Source organism: Aurantiacibacter arachoides (assembly GCF_009827335.1).
GTDB classification, from domain to species: Bacteria; Pseudomonadota; Alphaproteobacteria; order Sphingomonadales; family Sphingomonadaceae; genus Alteraurantiacibacter; species Alteraurantiacibacter arachoides.
Window position 1 is genome coordinate 2,542,950 of sequence record NZ_WTYH01000001.1, and the last position, 18,456, is coordinate 2,561,405.

Below are 18,456 nucleotides of genomic sequence, written 5' to 3' on the forward strand. Positions count from 1 at the left end.
ACACATGATCACTCCCTGCCGGGCTGCGGGTGCTGTCGCCTGCGAATTTCGTTGGCTGTTTCGCGAGATCGCTCTCGCTACTGAGCCAACTCAGAAAAAAGGAGTCCTCAATATGCCACTTTGGTTTCTACCGGCGTTAATTGCGCTGTTTGCCGTTGTCAGTTTAGCCGCCGGCATATGGCTCCTGCTCCACCTTCGTGACGTTGCGCGGGTTTTCAGAGGCAACCGGCCCGGTGATATGGTCACTGGACCGGGGCGGCGACATGCAACATCCACAGCGGTGTGGGCAGCGTTGGTGATCTTCAACGCTGGCTGGATTGTCTGCCTCGTCATCTGGGTTTTCGTGATTGGCGGAGAGGCGAACTCTTTGGTGGACGCGAAAAGCTGATGATGGGCCGTGTCCGGACAGTCTGCTTTCGAGCGCGAGACCTCGCGAAGCGGCCATCCGGCTAACGCCCCCATTGCAGACTTTGAGCCGTCCGCTAGGGCGAATTGTGTGAATTCAGGGCCAAGACGCGTCTAACTATCTATAAAGCCCACCCTCCTCGAACCACGATCGCGAATCTGGGAAAACCGAAAAATGTTCGATCAATTTCTCGCCCAGGATCGCTTCGATTTGGTGCCCCATCTTGTCGCCATCAGCATCGCCTACATTCTAGCATTACCGATAGGTTGGAACCGAGAGAAAGCGGAGCGAAGTGCGGGTCTGCGAACTTTCCCCTTGGTCGCTGTGGCAAGCTGCGGTTTCATCCAAGCTGCGGAGGGGATCACCGCTGACTCACCGGAAGCAATGGCGCGAATAGTGGAGGGATTGATCACGGGTATGGGCTTCATCGGTGGCGGGGCAATCCTGCGGAGGAATGACTCGGTCAAAGGTACTGCCACTGCTGCCAGCCTCTGGATCACAGGCGCCATTGGCGTCTCGGTAGCGTTGGGGAGCCTAGATGTTGCAGTGATGTTGTCTCTTATTACTGTGGGAACGCTATGGTTCATGGCACCATTGAAACACGGCAAATCAGATCGCACTACGGCTAATGAAGTCGACGCTAGCGGCGGAATTGACGCCGACGTTGGGCACTAAAGTCATATATCCCGAAACCGGCTTTGGTGGACGTCGAATGCTACTGTGTGCGGCTCGTCAGCCGCGCATAGGGAAACCTCCACCATACAAAGCCGACGCCCGCGCGGGATCGTCGGAATCCGTCACGCACAGCAGGTGCAAACCGTCCTCGGCAGCCAGAGCGGCAATGCCCTCTACTTTAATTGGTGGGTCGAGCGGTTGGACCGCGAGCAAGTTGAAATGCCAGTCCAACTCCGCAATTGCCGCGCCCAGCAACGCGCCGTCGGTGTAGCTGTCGGCGGTCGCCTCGGCGACGGCAGAGAGCAGGATATGACCGTTGTCCAGTGCGCAGGCATCGGTGACGGAGAGCGGAACGCCCGACACCATTGGCAGCGACAGTTCCGCACGGAGCGATACTGTGACCGACCCACCTTCGACCACGGCCGCGAGCGATACCTCCAGGATATGCGACGCCGGGAACTGCATGTTGCCACGATTGAACAGCAGCAGCCGGTCGCCCCACAGCACCGCGCCCTCGAGGTTGATCTCGGCCACCAAGGGGGCGAGCGAAGCAAACAGGGGTCGCAGGTCTAGATGGCGAACGCCAGGCCCTTCGCCTAAAGCGGATAGATCGACGATCGCCCCGCGCATTCGCGTTGACGTCGATCCCGAGCCCAATACCAGCAGTCGGCCCACGCCCGCGCCGGGGAGCGCCACCAGTATTTCGAAATCGGGCTTCGCCCTTTTGCGCTGCGCAGCGTCCCTTGGCAGGTCGCCCTCGATCAGTCTGACCAGCTTGCCGGGCGCCGAATCATCGAGCGCGAACCAGGCGAGGCAATTCACATCATCGCCGATCACAAACAGGTGATCGCCGCGCACCACCAAGCCGCTTGCCGCCGACAAGAAGGTGTGCCCCGATGCGAGCGCTGTTTCGACTGCCAGGTCGCGAATGTGATTCAGTCGCATCGGCCCCCTCGCTTTGTCTAACCGCCAAGCCACCGCGGACGTGATCGTCGACGCGGTGCGCTTCAACGGCCAAAATCGAGCACGTGCGCGCACCTAGCCACGAGCACAACGAGATTCGCATGTTGGAATGGGAATGACAGCTTTCCACCCAATTGAAGCCAATCGTACCTTTCCAGGCGCAACCCGAAAGCGGTCGACCAGGTGAGGTCGACCGCCCGAAGGTGTCAGATTTCCGTGCGCTCCGCCAGTAGTAGTGCGTCTTCGACATCGACCCCAAGATAGCGAACGGTGTTCTCGATCTTGGTGTGACCTAGAAGTATCTGAATTGCGCGGATGTTGCCCGTAGCGCGGTAGATCATCGCGGCCTTCGTCCGTCGAAGCGAGTGCGTCCCGTACTCAGATTTCCGTAGGCCAATCGCGGTAACCCACTCATCCACCAAACGCGCATACTGGCGCGTGCTCGTGTGTCCGGCGTGGTCGATCCTGCTTGGAAAGAGGTACTCGCTGGTCGAGCCGCCCCGACGTTCTAACCAGGAAAGCAGGGTTGAACGGACATCGGCTGTGAGCTCGAACTGAACTCGCCGATTGGTCTTCTGCTGGACGACAATTGCCCTCGTGCGGATGTCGGTCCCAGCTACGACGTCGCCGATCTTAATCTTGACCAAGTCGCATCCGCGCAACTTGCTATCGATTGCTAGGTCGAATAGCGCCTTATCCCGTAGCCGACCTTCACGATCCAGATGGAAGCGGATTGCCCAAATCTGTTTTTGTGTCAGTGGTCGCTTTGTGCCGACGGTCTTGCCAGCATTCCACGCTGCACGCGCCTGTATGGCAGGATCAAATCTCGAATAACCCATTGTCGTTCTCCTCGGCCATGATTGGCCACAAAGAGAACGGTCGCAGCTTGGCGGGTGGTGGGCCGGTTGCTGACTGGCAGGTTTTGGCAATGACATGGCTGAAGCGGATGATCAACGGAGCATCAGCCAGGGCCGCAGTCGACCAGATTAAGACGTTCAGCGCGCGAGTGCATAAGTCCGGCTATGCCGGAAGCTGCCTTAGCCAAGCTAATTCCCGCCCATCATCACGCCGTTCGCCGCGACGGACAATTCCGCCACCCCTGCCGACGTACCAGCACCGGGTGCTAGATAATGACCGGCTGGGTCGCATTGAGAACCGTGACTGCCGCGTGGACCTCCGTGTAAAGGTCTGCTTCGATCCCCTGCGTATCGATCTCCACAATGAGAGCAAAGCGAGCCTCTTTTTCTCCCTCCTCCAAGATCTTCTTTGACTTCCACCATCCAGCGACGGGATGAATGGCCAGCAGATTGCGTCTGGCCAAGTCTGAAGCTCTGCAGGTCAACTGGTCGATATGCAGGGAGCCAACATCGCGTCTGATGCTCCCAAAATCCCAAAGATCCTCTTCTTCGACCTGAGGGCCGACTGGCTCGACAGCCTTGCTGATGCGCGCCATGAATTGCTGCGCATTTTCTCCGGCCCGGTTCAGCTTGAACCGCAGATTGTGGGAGGCATAGCGATATCGCGAGCCGCGCGCTGCCTCGGCCGGGTTGGGTGCAACGAAGGAACTGAGCGCGACCCGAAGAGTCACATTTGCAGTCCCGAGCTTTCGCAGTTCTTCGACAGGCCATGGCAGAGTGAAGAGCCGCATCTCCTTGTGAACATCGCCGCCAGTCTGTTCAGAGAGGCCGTACGGAACGATGATGTCCTGCACGATCAGGGCAAGGGCATTGGACGCGCTGCGATGCGCCCTCTCGAGATCAGGAACGCCGTAGCCGTAACGCTGAAACAGCCGGGCGTAGCTGCCCTTGTTGGAATTGGCGGGAAGATGCGACTGCATTTGCGGCGTCCATCGGGCGGACGCCACATAGAGGGCGCGAACGGTTTCCGGCCATAGTAGCGGATATTCCGACCAGAGCTCGGTAATTTGCTTCGCCGCGATCGCCGTCGCAGCGCTTGTGTCATGCGTAAAACTGAAAGAGCGCTGCGGATAGGCGTGATGGGTCGTGAGAAGGGATAGCCAGCCATGTCGCAGCGGTGGAGGCAGGTTGTCGGCAGCCCAGTTCCCGCCCTCAAGAACGATATCAGGCTTCAGCGGCCAAGTCGATGTCCATGATGCGGTCCGGGAGCTGGGGGAAAGGTCGCCAAAAGGTGCGACGCTGGTGAGGCCCTCGTTTGGCGGTAACATAGTCTTTTCGGTATAGGCACCCACGCTGATGGCATTCCAAGCCTGTGCGGGCGACTCCAACTCATTCTTTGGCAGGTCGCAGATGTCGAGATAATGACCCGCGGTGAACATGGAATTGTTGGTATTGCCCGCCGATATCAGGATAAGGCGCGGCGCCGCCCGATCGCCCGAGACGCCAGCGGCGAGTTGGTCGACTTCGGTCGACCACGATGTGGGGGCGCCGTCATGGGGCGTGTCCTCATCGGTCGTGACCGCCATCATGAAAGTCCGTCGACGCACAGTATGTTCGACTGTGTTGATCGCGCGGCGCGTCACTACCCCCAGCAGGTGATGCGGGTTAGGGCCTCCATCCGGCATCAGCTTCACCGATTCCAGACGATGCGAAACAGTGACCGGCATCGCCGATTGCAGATCGGGCGTCAAGTCGCCGAACAGTGCCAAGCCGGCAAGCTGGGTGCCGTGCCCTTTCATGTCATCTAGCCCCCAGGCCGGGTCGGCGGCGTGGCGATCCTGTGACGGAAGGACTGGAGCGATCAACGGGTGGGCCCGGCTAACGCCCGTATCCAACAAGGTGACATAACCTCCATTGAGGCCACCAGCATAGGTGGTCCGCTGGGCGAGATCCTCAACCCATGCAGCCTGCTCTTGGACTTCGAGGGCATCGAAAAAATCGGCGGTCACCGCTGGCGCCGCAAGGGCACGCACGGAACCAAGTCGTCTCACGGCCAGCGCGATATGGTCCCGTGTCGCGAGGCCGATGACGACGACATCTTCAGGAAAGTGCAGGCGTTCGGTCCCGATTTGAACCTGATAGGCAGCGGCCTGGGCGATAAAGGCCTCCGCTTCGCCTGGCTCAAGCCAGATTTCCCAGTGCGTCGCGCCATTGCCAGCGGGAAATTTCTCCTGCGGGCCGCGCCAAAGCGCGCGTAGTCCCGCCTCGGTAATGGCCGCCAAGCTCTGAACGAGAGTGGCGTTCTTGGGGCGACCGGGGATGATCTCGCCATCCTTCTCCCTGTCCGGCGTATCTTCTGTCTCGAATTTTTCGATCTTCTTTCGAAGATTCTCCACGCCCTGGGCCGTGGCGAAGACGGTGGCGGTTTCGGTGGTGCTTCCGTTGACGACTTCGGCGGCGCTGCGCAGTAGCTCAATGCCGCTTGATCCCAGACTATCCTTGGCGAGCGGCTCGCCCGGTCGGCCTTTGACTTCGAGATAGACCCCTGGGAGGCCGTCCGTCGTTATCGCTGGGAGTTGGTCGATTGCTTGCAGAAGAGCCTGAGCATGGCCGCTGCGATTGAGGACGTCACTTGGCGTCTTGCCGCCGCCCCCGCCCTTGGCCCGAAATGGATGCGGCTTTCCGAGGTCTTTTAGGAGAAAGTGAGGTAAATTCCGTGGCATTCGCGCTTCTTCCCAGCCCCTGCAGCGAGCGACGCCGCTCTAGCGAATTGACAAGATCGACAGTCGTTATGCTATTGCGATCGCCAAGAACCGCGCGCCGCGCCGCGTCTTCGGCGGCGGCTACGACATCGGCCGTCGATAGACCGATCGCGCAATCGATGACCTTTTTCCAAGACAGGCGTGTGTGGGAGAAGCCGATGAGGCGTCGTTCAAGAGCCTGGCGGATCGATGCCGCATCGGGCAACTCATAGGAAAGGACGAGATCGAAACGGCGCAGGACTGCGCGATCTAGGATTTCGGCCAGATTGGTCGTAGCGATGACGATCGAAGGCCCGGTGTCCTCGTCGAGGAACTGGAGGAACGAGTTCAGCACCCGGCGAGCTTCACCCACGTCATTACCATCGCCTCTCGCTGCGGCGAGAGCATCGATTTCGTCGAAGAGATAGACGCCACGTGTCGATTTGATGGCGTCGAACACGAGCTTCAGTTTCTGGGCGGTCTCGCCCATGAACTTGGTTATAAGGCCGTGCAGCATCACGGAAAAGAGCGGAAACTGGAGCTCGCCGGCAAGGCTATGGGCGCTCATCGTCTTTCCAGTGCCCGGAGGTCCGGAAAGCAGAATGCGCCGCCGCGGCTTAAGGCCCTTCTCTTCGAGCTTCTCACGCATGCGGGTCTCGAAGACAATATGCGCCAGCTCTTCCCCGATAAGCGGTGGCAGAATAACGCTGTTCAACCGCTCGCTGGGATAGGAGGCGAACAGGAATTCGGCGAGATCGCCACGCGGAGCGGTAATTGGCGTGAGGTTCGGCTTTCGCGAGGCAGAAGGCGTCTGGCCGGCATTGGCCCACTGCCGAAGCGTTTCAGCCAAGCGCTTGTGACCCTTTTGCTCCTCTGCAGCCGACAGCTGCATAGCAAGATCGAAGAAGCGATCGAAATCCCCCTCCGCGTGGCTCTTTACGAGACCTATGAGCTGCTGCGCTGATGCCATTTCCATAATGTATCGCGGAATGGCTCACGATACACCCCCCATTGCCTATTTTGATAGGCTACGAAAGTTGTCGGACGTCAATGCGAACTCGAGCGTTTGGGCGAATGAAGGTGGTCGCGTTTCGGTCGCCTGATAGCTCTGGCATGCCGCTATCCGTGCAGTTTTGCCGTCCCACGAAGAGATACGTGGAACGTCAAATGTTCACTGATGGCGAAACCAGACGTTCGACGTGGGGCTTGCGAATGGCCGTTCTGACCCCAAACACGGTCATTCAGGCCGAAGCAGGAAGAGGTCCGCTATTAGGCGTTTGACGGTTGAGCCGGAATGACCGAAATTGGGGCGCAAAGCTGCCACCCGGTCATACATCAGCCAAACCTTTCAAATTTCCACCATTCCATTGGACTTCGCTTGTCCCGCAAGCATTGGTGCTGTCATTGATCGCGGCCCCGACAGGTGGACGCTGCCCTGGCCGACACGATCGGCAGGGCCTTGGGTGGTGGGAACAGCGATGGTCGCTGCTCCAGACAGGAGACCACCAATGAACGATATCATCGACACCACTAAGCCAGCCAAGCGCACGCGACGCATTGCCCGCCAACCTGAGTCCGCAGCTGAGGGCCAGGCAAATACGGCGCCAACCGCTGCGAAGGCTGCCCGGCCGGACAGTAAGTCCAGCTTGGTGTTGCGAATGCTCCAGCGACCCGAGGGCGCTACGATCGGGCAGATCGTTACGGCAACCGGTTGGCTACCGCATACAACCCGCGCTGCCCTCACCGGCCTGAAGAAGAAGGGCCATGAGATCGCGAACGCGAAGGGCGAGGGCGAGGAACGTGTATACCGAGCGGTGGCAGGCTGATGGCACGCCGGACCTACCTCACGCTCGAACGGCTGGCAGCGATGTCAGCCGACGAGCTGAAGATTGAGTGGGCGCGGCGCCACGCCGGGCCTGCTCCCAGCCTGTCTCCAGAGCTGCTGCGGCTGGGGATCGGCTACAAGCTGCAGGAACAGAGGCTCGGAGGAGTGTGTCGCTCGACCCGGTCACTGCTGAGGCAGGTAGCGGCGCAGGGGCCAGCGGGCCAGTCTTCCAGGCCCCCGCCCCGCAAACTGACGCCGGGCACGCGTCTGGTCCGCGACTGGCATGGGACCGGCCATACCGTGATCGTGCTCGGTGACGGGTTCGAGTACGACGGTAAGCACTGGAAGTCGCTCACCGCTATCGCCAAGGCCATCACCGGTGCGCATTGGAACGGCCCGCGATTCTTCGGACTGATGGAGCGCAACAAATGAAGTCGCTGCGCTGCGCGGTCTACACCCGCAAGTCGACCGAGGACGGGCTCGAGCAAGAGTTTAACAGCCTAGATGCGCAGCGTGAGGCCTGCGAGGCATACATCCTGAGCCAGCGGCACGAGGGCTGGACGCTTGTACCGGACCGATATGATGACGGCGGGTTCTCGGGCGGGTCCATGCAGCGTCCCGGTCTGCAGGCGCTGATGGCAGACATCGATGCTGGCCGGGTCGATGTCATCGTCGTTTACAAGGTCGACCGCCTAACCCGTAGCCTCGCCGACTTTGCCAAGATCGTCGAGCGGCTCGACGCCAAACAGGCGAGCTTCGTCTCGGTGACACAGGCGTTCAATACCACCACCAGCATGGGACGCCTCACTCTCAACGTACTGCTCTCGTTCGCCCAGTTCGAACGCGAGGTCACCGGCGAACGCATCCGCGACAAGATCGCGGCGTCGAAGAAGAAGGGGATCTGGATGGGCGGGCCGGTGCCGCTTGGCTATCAGGTTGTCGATCGCAAGCTGGTGCCCGTACCTGAAGAGGCCGAGCGGGTGCGCACGATCATGCGGCGCTACCTTGAGGTCAGGAACGTCCCTGCCCTTATCGAGATCCTTCGCTCCGAAGGCGTGGTCACCAAGTTTCAGCAGCGCGCCAGCGGTCCGCATCGCGGCGGCATCCCGTTTGCCCGCGGCAGCCTGTTCCACCTGCTTAAGAACCCCGTCTACCGCGGTAAGATCGTGCACAAGGGTAAGGTCTACGAAGGCGAGCACATGGCTATTGTCGATGAAGAGCTGTGGGATGCTGTGCAGGAACAGCTGGCACAGAAGGCCCCGCTGCGGAAGCGCGCCACCAACGAACCACAGCAGGCCATGCTGCGCGGTCTACTGACAGATCCGCACGGGAGGCCAATGGTTCCGACATACGGTTCGAGCAAGGTGAAGCGCTACGCCTACTACGAGACCCGCAAGGATCTAGCTCGGCCCGGTGATCCACCCGGAGTCCGATTCCCGCGCGCCCATTTCGAGCAGCACGCGATCCGTCACCTCGAAGAACTGCTGAATGACGAGCATGCCTTGCGGCGGCTGTCAGGTATCGGGGAGGCCGGTACCCTGCAAACCATGTTCGCAAACGCCCATCTGCTCGCCCTGCAACTTCGCGAGATGGGCAAAGCCGAGAATGCCCTCCGTTCGCTGGTCAGTTCCATTACCATTCGCGCGGATTCCATGGAGATCGTCCTGAAGCCCAACGCTTGTGGCATTGCACCCGAAGCCAACTGGTTCTGGACTCTCCCTCTGCCCAAACGGAGACCGTTCCGCGAGGCTCGGCTCAGGATCGACAGCGACGCCAGTGTCAGCCGCACATCAAAGGATCTGCTGGTCCTGATTGCCGACGCGATGGCTGCCCAGCAGCTTGTCATCGCTTCGCCCGAACTCAGTCTCGCGCAACTCGCAAAGCGCGAACGGCGCTGCCGCACCCAGCTGGCCCGCCTGCTGCGGTTGTCATGGCTAAGTCCACGGGTCGTCGATGCCATCGCGGATGGCACCCATCCAAAGGGACTTACGCGCCGCGCGCTCCTGATTTGTGACATGCCGATCGAATGGTCCGATCAGGAACGCGAGTTCGGCTTTGCTGCGTAAGCGGCCTGCCATCCAGCAAAGTGAGGTGAAGCCGGGTTCTCGAGGGCAGAGAACCCGGCATGCTTTTGGCCTCCGCGTCGCGGATGCGATGAGTCTCTGACTTCACCTTCAGTTTGACGTGCCCCGAAACCCCCCAGAACTGCGCCATTCTTCAGGCGCCCGTCGCCAGGAGGCGAGACTCAGTCAGATTATCGGACTGTCTGGTGCGGTCGAGAAGACTCGAACTTCCACGGCCTTTCGGCCACAACGACCTCAACGTTGCGCGTCTACCAGTTCCGCCACGACCGCACATCGAGAGGGGACGAGGCCATCGGCCTGCCCGGGTAGGTGGGCGCCACTAGCAAAAGGGGTTTGCGGCTGCAAGCGCGTAATCGGCACTGGCGTCACCCAAGGCGGCGGCGACGCCGGCTATTCCGGTTTCCAGCCGAATTGCACTTCGCGCGCGTCGCGCGGGATATCCGTCACCGCTTCGCGAACGGCGACGTTCTCGCCCGGCGCCAGGGTGCGCTGCGGCGGGGCGACTTCCGAGGTGTAGACGATCCTGTCGCGGGAGCCGCGCAGCACGATGAGGATTGAGGGAATGGTCCGGGTGACGGTGCCGATATTGGTAATCGTCCCGTTCGCGCCGAAATACTCGGTGCCGTTGGGCAGCGTGCGCCGCTCCTGCAGTTCGGGCGGGAAATCCAGCTGCAGATCGGGGTCGGCGACGCCGAAGGTCGGACGCTCGACCGGCACCCAGTCGGGCAGGCCCCAGTAGGATACGGCACCGATGGTGCCCAGCGCCACCAGCGCAAAGATCGCACCGGCCCAGGTCAGCAGCTTGAGCCAGTTACGACGCGGTCGGAACGGCGGTTCGCGATCGAAGTGCGAGGCCACATCCTCCGCGGCAGAACGCCGGACGGTGGGCGGCGGCGGGATCTCCACCCTCTCAATCGGCGCGGTGCGCTCCGGTGCGAGAGGGGGCGGGGGCGCTGGCACCGGGCCTGCGGCGACTGCCATCGGCGGTGGTGGCGATTGCCGTGGTGGTGCTGGCGATTGTCGTTGCGGCGAAGCGGGGCGGGACGTTGGCGCAGGTGTCGGAGCGGGCGCCGGCGCGGGCGTCGGCGCGGGAGGAGGAGCCGTCTCGGTCAGCTCCAGTTCGGGCCCGTCCTGGTACCAGCTGTGGCGGCACTTGGCGCAGCGCACGGTCCGCCCCTCCGCGCCGATGGCGGTGTCGGGCACGACGTAACGGGTCGCGCAGGCGGGGCACTGGATGATCATCGCACGATACCTGCCTACGCGCGCGGCTCCCCCGCAACAAGATTGCGCAGAGCCCCGCAACCCTTGTCATGCGGCCTTTTCCACAAGCACTGGCCGCCAGATCACGCAATCTTGCACATTAACGCACAATATCGCGGGCGCGCGCACGCTTCGCCCTTCCCGCCGCGGGGCGAAACCCCTAGGCGGGAGCGAATGAACGGGCCCGAGAACAGCATCGTCCAGTTCGCCAACGTGGGCTTGCGCTACGGCACCGAACGCGAGGTGCTGAGCGACGTGTCGTTCACGCTCTACCCGGGCAGCTTCTATTTCCTCACCGGTGCCAGCGGGGCGGGCAAGACTTCGCTGCTGAAACTGCTCTACCTTGCCCAGCGGCCCAGCCGGGGCATCATCTCGATGTTCGGCGAGGATGTCATCACCATGGAGCGGGGCGCCCTGCCCCAGTTTCGCCGCCGCATCGGCGTGGTGTTCCAGGATTTCCGGCTGGTCCCCCATCTCACCGCCTACGACAACGTCGCCCTGCCTCTGCGCATTGCCGGCATGAGCGAAGCGCGGATCGCCAAGCCGGTATCCGACATGCTGGAATGGGTCGGCCTGTCGCACCGGGCGGACGCGCGGCCGGAGACGCTTTCGGGCGGCGAACAGCAGCGCGTGGCCATCGCCCGCGCGGTGATCGCCCGGCCGGAAATCCTCGTGGCGGACGAGCCGACCGGCAACGTCGATCCCGAAATGGCGGTCAAGCTGCTGCGCCTGTTCGAGGCGCTGAACCGGTTGGGCACCACGGTGGTTGTGGCCACCCACGACGTTCACCTGCTGCGCAAGGTGCCGGAATCGCTGATCATGCGGCTCGACAAGGGGCGGCTTTCGGACCCCACCGGGGCGCTGCGCTATCCCCCCCGGCGCGAGCCGGTGCAGGCATGAGCGCGCCCTCTCCCTCTCCCTCCCCCTCGCCCGACCGCGGTATGGCTTTGCGTCGTAACCGCCCGAGGTTCGGGGACAGTGCGCGGCTGATGCAGCAGGCGCGGATCGCCGGGCCGATGCCGTGGGTGATTGCGATCATGATCGCGCTTACGGTAATGGCGGCCGCCGCCGGTCTCGCCCTTGCCAACCTCGCCGAAAACGCCCGTGCGGAAATTGCCGGCGGGGTCACCGTGCAGGTCGTCGAAGCCGCGCCGATGGAGCGTGACCGGCAGGCCGAACGCGCGCTGTCGTGGTTGGCCAACCGTGACGACGTGGCCTCCGTCCGCCGGGTGCCCGATGCCGAACTTGCAGCACTGCTGGAACCCTGGCTGGGGGAGCTTGGCACCGGCGGCGTGGACGGCGTGCCGGTGCCCGCGCTGATCGACGTGCGGTTGTCCGGCCCGATCACCGACACGCGGCTGGCAGAGATGCGGCAGGGCCTTGAACGGCAGGCGCCGGCGGCACGGATCGACGCGCAGGCAAGCTGGCTCGGCCCCGTTTTCGATGCCATCCGCTCGTTGCAACTGCTGGCATTGGGGCTGATCGTGCTGCTCGCGGCGACCAGCGCGGCGGCGGTATGGCTGGCGGCGCGCAGCGCCCTCGGCGCCAACCGCGACACCATCGAGGTCATCCATCACCTTGGCGGAAGCGATGGCCAGCTTGCCGCCATCTTCCAGCGCCAGGTCGCCTGGGATGCGGCCCTGGGCGGCGCGGCAGGGCTGCTGCTGGGGCTTGCCGCCGTCTTCGTTCTCGGCCGCCAGTTTGCCGATTTGGGCTCGGGCCTCGTCGCGGGCGGAGGGCTGGGTGCGGGCGACTGGATCGCCATCGGCGCAATCCCGCTTGTGGGAATGGTGCTGGCGGTTATTACGGCGCGCTATACCGTGATTTCCGCGCTCAGGCGGATGCTGTAGGGGCCTTCGCGTGGTTCGCCGTCTGATCTCGATCCTGCTCGTCGCCTGGGCCCTGGGCTTCCTGTGGTTCGCCGTGGCCCTGCCGCGCCCCGCCCCGGTGAGCGAGACCGATGCCATTGTCGTGCCCACCGGCAGCGGCGGGCGCATTCCGCGCGGGCTGGAAGTGCTGCAGGCGGGCGCCGCGCAGCAGATGCTGGTCACCGGCGTCGACCCGGCGGTGCAGCCGGACGAGTTCCAGGCCGAGTTCGAAGTGCCCGACCGCCTGATGGACTGCTGCATCACCCTGGGCTTCAACGCGCTCGACACGCGGGGCAACGCGCGCGAGACGGCGCAATGGATGGCCGAGCGGGAATACAATTCGCTGCGCCTCGTCACCGCCGACTGGCACATGCGCCGGGCGGCTGCCGAACTGTCCGACCAGTTGCCCGCCGCGATCGCGATCGAGCGCGATGCCGTGCGGTCCGAGGTCAGCCTGTGGACGCTGTTCCTGGAATATCACAAGTGGCTGGCGGTGTGGACGTTGCAGGCGCTGAAGTAACGCTGTCATGCTGCTGCTGCGCAACATCGCCTTCTACATCGCGTTCTACACCGGTTCGCTGCTGCTCAGCTTCGGCGCGGCCGGGGCGAGCTACGTTCGCCCGCAATGGGTGAGGCCGCTGTGCGACTGGTGGTCCGCCTGGCACCACTGGTGCTGCGTGAACCTGCTGGGCCTGCGCATCGTGGAGACCGGCGCGCGGCCCGACCGGCCCGTGCTCTACGCCATCAAGCACGAGAGTTTCTTCGAAGCGATCGCGATGGCGCACACGTTCGATTACCCGGCCGGCGTCGCCAAGCAGGAACTGTTCGACATCCCCGGCTGGGGCCGCGCGGGCAAGGCCTATGGCCTCATCCCGGTCGCGCGCGACCAGGGCGCCCGGGCGCTGCGCGCCATGCTGAAGCAGGCGCGCGCCGCGACCGAGGCCGGACGGCCCATCGTGATCTTTCCCGAAGGCACCCGCGTTCCCCACGGCACCCGCCCGCCGCTGCAATCGGGTTTTGCCGCGCTCTACAAGCTGTTCGGCCTGCCGGTGGTGCCCGTCGCGATCGACAGCGGACCGATCTATCACCGCCGGCTGAAGCCACGCGGCACGATAACGTGGAAGTTCGGCGAGGTGATCGAGCCCGGGTTGCCCCGCGCCGAGATCGAGGCCCGGGTGCGTGACGCGATCAACGCCCTCAATGCGAGCGACGAGCCAAGCCAGACGCCCGAGCGCGCCTGATGCGGCAGGGTCCGCCACCCGCGCCGGATCCAGCCTTTCGCCCCTCAAAACACCCTTCAGGCGCAGTGCGACAGGTCACCTCCGCCCGGCTATCGACTTCGCTTGATTGCAGCTGAAACCGGGTGCAAGGGCGAGCCATGGCCATCGACCGTTCCGCGCTGCGCGCCGCCTATCGCCTCGACGAGGAAACCTGCCTTGCCGAACGGCTCGAACAGGCCGCCCCCGTTTCCGCCATCCATGCAGAGGCTGCCGCGCTGGCGGGGCGCCTGATCCAGGATGCCCGCAGCCGCAACAGCGCGGGCCTCGATGCCTTTCTTGCCACCTACGGCCTCGATACCGAGGAAGGCATCGCCCTGATGTGCCTTGCCGAGGCGCTGCTGCGCGTGCCCGATGCGGGCACCGCCGATGCGCTAATCCGTGACAAGCTGGCCGGCGTCGACTGGTCCGAACACATGGGTGCCAGCAGTTCCACCTTCGTCAACGCCGCGACCTTTTCGCTGATGCTGACGGGCGAGGTCCTGCGCGGCGGCAAGCGTGCGGAGGCCGGCCTTGCCAACACCCTGCGCCGGGCGACGGGGCGGCTGGGCGAACCGGTGATCCGCCAGGCGGTGAGCCAGGCGATGAAGATCCTGGGCGGCCAGTTCGTTTACGCCCGCACCATCGACGAGGCCATGCGCCGCGCCGCGCCGGAGCGGAAGAAGAACCTCGCCCACAGCTTCGACATGCTGGGTGAGGCAGCGATGACACTGGATGACGCGCAGAAATATCTGCGCGCCTACGAGGGCGCGATCCGGCGCCTGGCCCGCGAACCGGGCGGCGTGTTCGACAGCCCCGGCATCTCGGTCAAGCTGTCCGCGCTCTACCCCAAGTACGATTTCCTCCATGCAGAGGCCGCGCGCGAGGCGCTCATCCCGATGGTGCGCGATCTGGCCATGCAGGCGCGCGATGCGGACATGCACTTCACCATCGATGCCGAGGAGGCCGAGCGGCTGGAACTCAGCCTCGACATCATCGAGGCGCTGGTGGCCGACGATGCCCTGTTCGACAACGGCACGCCCGGCGGGTGGCAGGGTTTCGGCATGGCGATCCAGGCCTATTCCAAGCGCGGCGTGCCGCTGTGCCACTGGGTGGCCGACCTCGCCCGCCAGCACGGCCGCCGCCTGTTCGTGCGGCTGGTGAAGGGCGCCTACTGGGACGCCGAGATCAAGCTGAGCCAGGTAGGCGGGCACGCGGATTACCCGGTCTTTACCCGCAAGCTGGGCACCGATGTCTCCTACCTCGCCTGTGCCAAGGTGTTGCTGGACGCGGACGATGCGGTGTTCCCCGCCTTTGCCACGCACAATGCCTACACCGTGGGCGCGATCAAGGCGCTGGCAAACGGGCGCCCTTTCGAATTCCAGCGCCTTCACGGCATGGGCGAGGAAGTCTATGCCGCGCTGGCCGCGCAGGAGCGGAACGACCGCACCCGCGTGCGCATCTATGCGCCCGTCGGCGGGCACAAGGAACTGCTCGCCTACCTGGTGCGCCGCCTGCTGGAAAACGGGGCGAACAGCAGCTTCGTCAACCGCATGGCCGATGCCGACGTGCCGGTGGCGGAACTGACCACCGATCCGGTCGCCGACCTCGCCGCGCTTCAGCCACGCCGCAATCCGGCGATCCCGCTGCCAGCCGATATCTTTCCCGGCCGCACCAATTCCGCCGGCGTCGACCTTGCGCACCAGCCCACTCGCGCCGCCATGCGCGAACGGCTGGCTGAACTCGCACCACGCCAGTGGAGCGCGGGCGCGGACCTTGCCGGATCGAAGCTGCCGATCCTCAGCCCGACCGATGGGAGCCCGGTGGGCGAGGTCACCCTCCCCACCCGTGCCGAGATCGCCATGGCGTTCCAGCAGGCCGAGGCCGCGCAGCCCGCTTGGGACGCGCTGGGCGGAGAGCGGCGTGCCGCCCTGCTCGATGCCGCCGCCGACCTGTTCGAGGATCACACGGCCGAATTTCTCAGCCTGTGCCAGCGCGAGGCGGGCAAGACCTTGCCCGACGCCGTGCTGGAGGTGCGCGAGGCGGTCGATTTCCTGCGCTATTACGCCAACGAGGCGCGCGCGCATTTCACCCGCGGCGTGCCGCTGCCCGGCCCCACCGGGGAAAGCAACGTGCTGCGCCTGCACGGGCGCGGCGTGTTCGTGACCATCAGTCCGTGGAATTTCCCGCTGGCGATCTTCATCGGCCCGACCGCCGCTGCGCTCGCCGCCGGCAACACGGTGATCGCCAAGCCCGCCGAGCAAACGCCGCTCATCGCCCAGCTTGCCGTGGACCTGTGCCACCGCGCAGGGGTGCCGGCAGACGTGCTGCACATGCTGCCCGGCGGCGGCCAGATCGGCGGGCGCATCACTGCCGACCCGCGCCTGGCGGGCGTGGCCTTTACCGGCTCCACCGCGACGGCCCACGCGATCAATCGCGCGCTCGCCAGTCGCGACGGCCCCATCGCCACGCTGGTGGCGGAGACCGGCGGGCAGAACGCGCTGATCGTCGACAGCTCCGCGCTGCCGGAACAGGTCACGCGCGACGTGGTGGCATCGGCTTTCCAGAGCGCGGGCCAGCGCTGTTCGGCATTGCGCGTCGCCTATATCCAGGATGACGTGGCCGACACCATGCTCGCCATGATCCGCGGCGCGTTCGAGGCGCTGGTGGTGGGCGACCCGGCACAGCTTTCCACCGATGTCGGCCCGGTGATCGACGAGGAAGCCCGCGCCAAGCTGGAGGCGCACATCGCCGCGCGGCAGGCGGCGGGCAACCGCGTGTGGCGGCTGCCGCTTCCGCCCGAGTGCGATGCGGGCCATTTCGTCGCGCCGACAATCATCGAGATCGACCGCATCGGCGATCTGGCGGAAGAAAACTTCGGCCCCGTCCTCCATGTCGTGCGCTTCGCCGCGGGACAGCTCGACCGTGTGATCGAGGACATCAACGCCACCGGCTTCGGCCTGACGCTGGGCCTCCACAGCCGGATCGAGGATACCCGCCGTTTCGTCGAGGCCCGCGCGCGGGTGGGCAACTTCTACGTCAACCGCAACCAGATCGGCGCCGTGGTCGGCAGCCAGCCCTTTGGCGGCGAGGGGCTGTCGGGCACCGGCCCCAAGGCGGGCGGGCCGCACTACGTGGCACGCTTCGCGACCGAGCGCGTGACCACGATCGACACGACCGCGGCGGGCGGGAATGCGACGCTGCTGGCGGGGGGTTAGGCGCGAACCGTCGCACTTGCAGGTTGTGGCGCCCGCCCTTACCTCCAGACCAGGATAGAGGAGACCGCGATGAAGGGCTTTTGCGACAACATCGAAGAGCAGACGCTCGATAACGGCGATTTTCGCCGCGTGCTCTACACCGGGCACCATCTCCAGCTCGTGCTCATGACCCTGCCGCTCGGCGGCGACATCGGTGAGGAGGTCCACGACGATCGCGACCAGTTCTTCCGTTTCGAAGGGGGTTCCGGCGTCGTCGACATCGACGGTGTGGCTAACGCGGTCGAGGACGGCTTTGCCGTGATCGTGCCGGCCGGCGCGCGTCACAACGTGCGCAACACGGGTGCTGACCCGTTGCGGTTCTATTCGCTCTATGCCCCTCCCGAGCATAAGGACGGTATCGTCCATGCGACCAGGGAGGAAGCCGATGCCCGCCATCATGATGAGGAATGGGACGGCGGGACGACCGAGTAAGAACTAGGCTTCAAATCGAGGCACGGGGGAAACTCGCACGCGCCGTCTTGCCCCCACCCCCGCCATCGGCAATCCCCCGCTCATGGCCATTCTCTCCGACAAATGGATTCGCGAAGCCGCCACGACGCGTGGCATGATCGAACCCTTCGTGGAGGCGCAGCGCCGGGACGGGTGTATCTCCTACGGCCTCAGCTCCTTCGGTTACGACGCGCGGGTGGCGGACGAGTTCAAGATCTTCACCAACGTCAATTCCGCCGTGGTCGACCCCAAGAATTTCGACGGGGACAGCCTCGTCGATCGCAAGACCGACTGCTGCATCATTCCGCCCAACAGCTTCGCGCTCGCCCGCACGGTGGAATACTTCCGCATTCCGGATGACGTGCTGGTGATCTGCCTCGGCAAGAGCACCTATGCGCGATGCGGCATCATCGTGAACGTGACGCCCTTGGAGCCGGGCTGGGAAGGCCACGTGACGCTGGAATTCTCCAACACCACCCCGCTCCCCGCCAGGATCTACGCCAACGAGGGCGCGTGCCAGTTCCTGTTCCTGCAGGGCAACGAGCGGCCCGAAGTCACCTACGCTGACCGCGCGGGCAAATACATGGGCCAGCGCGGGGTGACGCTGCCCAGGTTGTGATTGTTTGCGAGCCCGCCTCCGCGGGCTCATCCTCGGTGCTGTTCGCTCCGCCGGGGCTGCGCTCCGGCTGCGCGGCACCTGCGGGCGCGCGTTCGCGCTTGCGGGCCTTCGGCCCGAGCTCAGCCGCCTCGGCAAACTAATCCGGTCGACGACCAGCCGACCGCAAGGCCGACCGGCCGCACGCAGCGGGCACGC

The 18,456-nt window shown here is 64.3% G+C and carries 17 protein-coding genes and 1 tRNA gene; 12 read left to right on the forward strand and 6 right to left on the reverse strand.

The window, feature by feature from the left end:
* The first annotated feature begins 4 nt into the window (after positions 1-4).
* Together GRI62_RS12455 and GRI62_RS12460 are read left to right on the forward strand one after the other, a co-directional pair.
* A complete protein-coding gene (locus GRI62_RS12455) occupies positions 5-388 on the forward strand; it encodes a hypothetical protein (protein WP_234027453.1) in 384 nt (127 codons plus the stop codon).
* A gap of 192 nt (positions 389-580) precedes the next feature.
* The gene (locus GRI62_RS12460; RefSeq protein ID WP_131453632.1) at positions 581-1,081 is read left to right on the forward strand and encodes an MgtC/SapB family protein; all 501 of its coding nucleotides are present in this window, start codon (positions 581-583) and stop codon (positions 1,079-1,081) included.
* 57 nt (positions 1,082-1,138) lie between these two features.
* Here GRI62_RS12460 and GRI62_RS12465 read toward each other — a convergent pair whose 3' ends face one another.
* The 4 genes from GRI62_RS12465 to GRI62_RS12480 form a co-directional block, all read right to left on the reverse strand.
* Positions 1,139-2,026 (reverse strand): DUF6929 family protein, encoded by an 888-nt coding sequence (locus GRI62_RS12465; protein WP_131453633.1) that lies wholly within the window; start codon positions 2,024-2,026, stop codon positions 1,139-1,141.
* 224 nt (positions 2,027-2,250) lie between these two features.
* A complete protein-coding gene (locus GRI62_RS12470) occupies positions 2,251-2,883 on the reverse strand; it encodes a tyrosine-type recombinase/integrase (RefSeq protein ID WP_160731886.1) in 633 nt (210 codons plus the stop codon).
* A 284-nt stretch (positions 2,884-3,167) separates the two neighbouring features.
* Entirely contained in the window at positions 3,168-5,624 is a 2,457-nt protein-coding gene (locus GRI62_RS12475; RefSeq protein ID WP_131451058.1) for a S8 family peptidase, read from the reverse strand.
* The gene (locus GRI62_RS12480) at positions 5,530-6,612 is read right to left on the reverse strand and encodes an AAA family ATPase (RefSeq protein WP_131451059.1); all 1,083 of its coding nucleotides are present in this window, start codon (positions 6,610-6,612) and stop codon (positions 5,530-5,532) included. Before GRI62_RS12480 ends, GRI62_RS12475 begins: the two co-directional genes overlap by 95 nt.
* A 538-nt stretch (positions 6,613-7,150) precedes the next feature.
* Here GRI62_RS12480 and GRI62_RS12485 point away from each other — a divergent pair.
* Genes GRI62_RS12485 through GRI62_RS12495 form a run of 3 tightly spaced genes read left to right on the forward strand, consistent with a single transcriptional unit; the run spans position 7,151 to position 9,533 of the window.
* Entirely contained in the window at positions 7,151-7,468 is a 318-nt protein-coding gene (locus GRI62_RS12485; protein WP_234027454.1) for a DUF3489 domain-containing protein, read from the forward strand.
* Entirely contained in the window at positions 7,468-7,899 is a 432-nt protein-coding gene (locus tag GRI62_RS12490) for a DUF2924 domain-containing protein (protein WP_131451061.1), read from the forward strand. The genes GRI62_RS12485 and GRI62_RS12490 overlap by 1 nt, the downstream gene beginning before the upstream one ends.
* Positions 7,896-9,533 carry a recombinase family protein gene (locus GRI62_RS12495; protein WP_131451062.1) on the forward strand — a complete coding sequence of 546 codons (1,638 nt, stop codon included), beginning with the start codon at positions 7,896-7,898 and terminating at the stop codon, positions 9,531-9,533. Before GRI62_RS12490 ends, GRI62_RS12495 begins: the two co-directional genes overlap by 4 nt.
* Positions 9,534-9,734: 201 nt before the next feature.
* Here GRI62_RS12495 and GRI62_RS12500 read toward each other — a convergent pair.
* Positions 9,735-9,821 (reverse strand) — tRNA-Leu (locus tag GRI62_RS12500).
* 120 nt (positions 9,822-9,941) lie between these two features.
* Entirely contained in the window at positions 9,942-10,793 is an 852-nt protein-coding gene (locus GRI62_RS12505) for a zinc-ribbon domain-containing protein (RefSeq protein ID WP_131451063.1), read from the reverse strand.
* A 192-nt stretch (positions 10,794-10,985) separates the two neighbouring features.
* Here GRI62_RS12505 and ftsE point away from each other — a divergent pair, with 192 nt between their 5' ends.
* From ftsE to dcd, 7 genes are all read left to right on the forward strand, one after another.
* The gene (ftsE, locus tag GRI62_RS12510) at positions 10,986-11,711 is read left to right on the forward strand and encodes a cell division ATP-binding protein FtsE (protein ID WP_131451064.1); all 726 of its coding nucleotides are present in this window, start codon (positions 10,986-10,988) and stop codon (positions 11,709-11,711) included.
* Entirely contained in the window at positions 11,708-12,661 is a 954-nt protein-coding gene (locus GRI62_RS12515; RefSeq protein ID WP_234027455.1) for a cell division protein FtsX, read from the forward strand. The genes ftsE and GRI62_RS12515 overlap by 4 nt, the downstream gene beginning before the upstream one ends.
* A 10-nt stretch (positions 12,662-12,671) precedes the next feature.
* Positions 12,672-13,199 (forward strand): YdcF family protein, encoded by a 528-nt coding sequence (locus tag GRI62_RS12520; protein ID WP_131451066.1) that lies wholly within the window; start codon positions 12,672-12,674, stop codon positions 13,197-13,199.
* Between the two features lie 7 nt (positions 13,200-13,206).
* Entirely contained in the window at positions 13,207-13,920 is a 714-nt protein-coding gene (locus GRI62_RS12525; RefSeq protein WP_131451067.1) for a lysophospholipid acyltransferase family protein, read from the forward strand.
* A 137-nt stretch (positions 13,921-14,057) separates the two neighbouring features.
* Positions 14,058-17,153 (forward strand): bifunctional proline dehydrogenase/L-glutamate gamma-semialdehyde dehydrogenase PutA, encoded by a 3,096-nt coding sequence (gene putA / locus GRI62_RS12530; RefSeq protein ID WP_131451068.1) that lies wholly within the window; start codon positions 14,058-14,060, stop codon positions 17,151-17,153.
* Positions 17,154-17,222: 69 nt separating this feature from the next.
* Positions 17,223-17,624: a cupin domain-containing protein gene (locus GRI62_RS12535; protein ID WP_131451069.1), complete on the forward strand. Its 402-nt coding sequence runs from the start codon at positions 17,223-17,225 to the stop codon at positions 17,622-17,624.
* An 82-nt stretch (positions 17,625-17,706) separates the two neighbouring features.
* Positions 17,707-18,261 (forward strand): dCTP deaminase, encoded by a 555-nt coding sequence (gene dcd / locus GRI62_RS12540; RefSeq protein ID WP_131451070.1) that lies wholly within the window; start codon positions 17,707-17,709, stop codon positions 18,259-18,261.
* Positions 18,262-18,456: the final 195 nt, after the last annotated feature.

Coding starts and splice junctions, on each gene's coding strand:
- GRI62_RS12475 (WP_131451058.1), bottom strand. CDS start 5,624: ATGCCACGGAATTTACCTCACTTTCTCCTAAAAGACCTCGGAAAGCCG.
- GRI62_RS12490 (WP_131451061.1), top strand. CDS start 7,468: ATGGCACGCCGGACCTACCTCACGCTCGAACGGCTGGCAGCGATGTCA.
- GRI62_RS12460 (WP_131453632.1), top strand. CDS start 581: ATGTTCGATCAATTTCTCGCCCAGGATCGCTTCGATTTGGTGCCCCAT.
- GRI62_RS12470 (WP_160731886.1), bottom strand. CDS start 2,883: ATGGGTTATTCGAGATTTGATCCTGCCATACAGGCGCGTGCAGCGTGG.
- ftsE (WP_131451064.1), top strand. CDS start 10,986: ATGAACGGGCCCGAGAACAGCATCGTCCAGTTCGCCAACGTGGGCTTG.
- GRI62_RS12480 (WP_131451059.1), bottom strand. CDS start 6,612: ATGGCATCAGCGCAGCAGCTCATAGGTCTCGTAAAGAGCCACGCGGAG.
- GRI62_RS12525 (WP_131451067.1), top strand. CDS start 13,207: ATGCTGCTGCTGCGCAACATCGCCTTCTACATCGCGTTCTACACCGGT.
- GRI62_RS12455 (WP_234027453.1), top strand. CDS start 5: ATGATCACTCCCTGCCGGGCTGCGGGTGCTGTCGCCTGCGAATTTCGT.
- GRI62_RS12495 (WP_131451062.1), top strand. CDS start 7,896: ATGAAGTCGCTGCGCTGCGCGGTCTACACCCGCAAGTCGACCGAGGAC.
- GRI62_RS12505 (WP_131451063.1), bottom strand. CDS start 10,793: ATGATCATCCAGTGCCCCGCCTGCGCGACCCGTTACGTCGTGCCCGAC.
- dcd (WP_131451070.1), top strand. CDS start 17,707: ATGGCCATTCTCTCCGACAAATGGATTCGCGAAGCCGCCACGACGCGT.
- GRI62_RS12485 (WP_234027454.1), top strand. CDS start 7,151: ATGAACGATATCATCGACACCACTAAGCCAGCCAAGCGCACGCGACGC.
- GRI62_RS12515 (WP_234027455.1), top strand. CDS start 11,708: ATGAGCGCGCCCTCTCCCTCTCCCTCCCCCTCGCCCGACCGCGGTATG.
- putA (WP_131451068.1), top strand. CDS start 14,058: ATGGCCATCGACCGTTCCGCGCTGCGCGCCGCCTATCGCCTCGACGAG.
- GRI62_RS12465 (WP_131453633.1), bottom strand. CDS start 2,026: ATGCGACTGAATCACATTCGCGACCTGGCAGTCGAAACAGCGCTCGCA.
- GRI62_RS12535 (WP_131451069.1), top strand. CDS start 17,223: ATGAAGGGCTTTTGCGACAACATCGAAGAGCAGACGCTCGATAACGGC.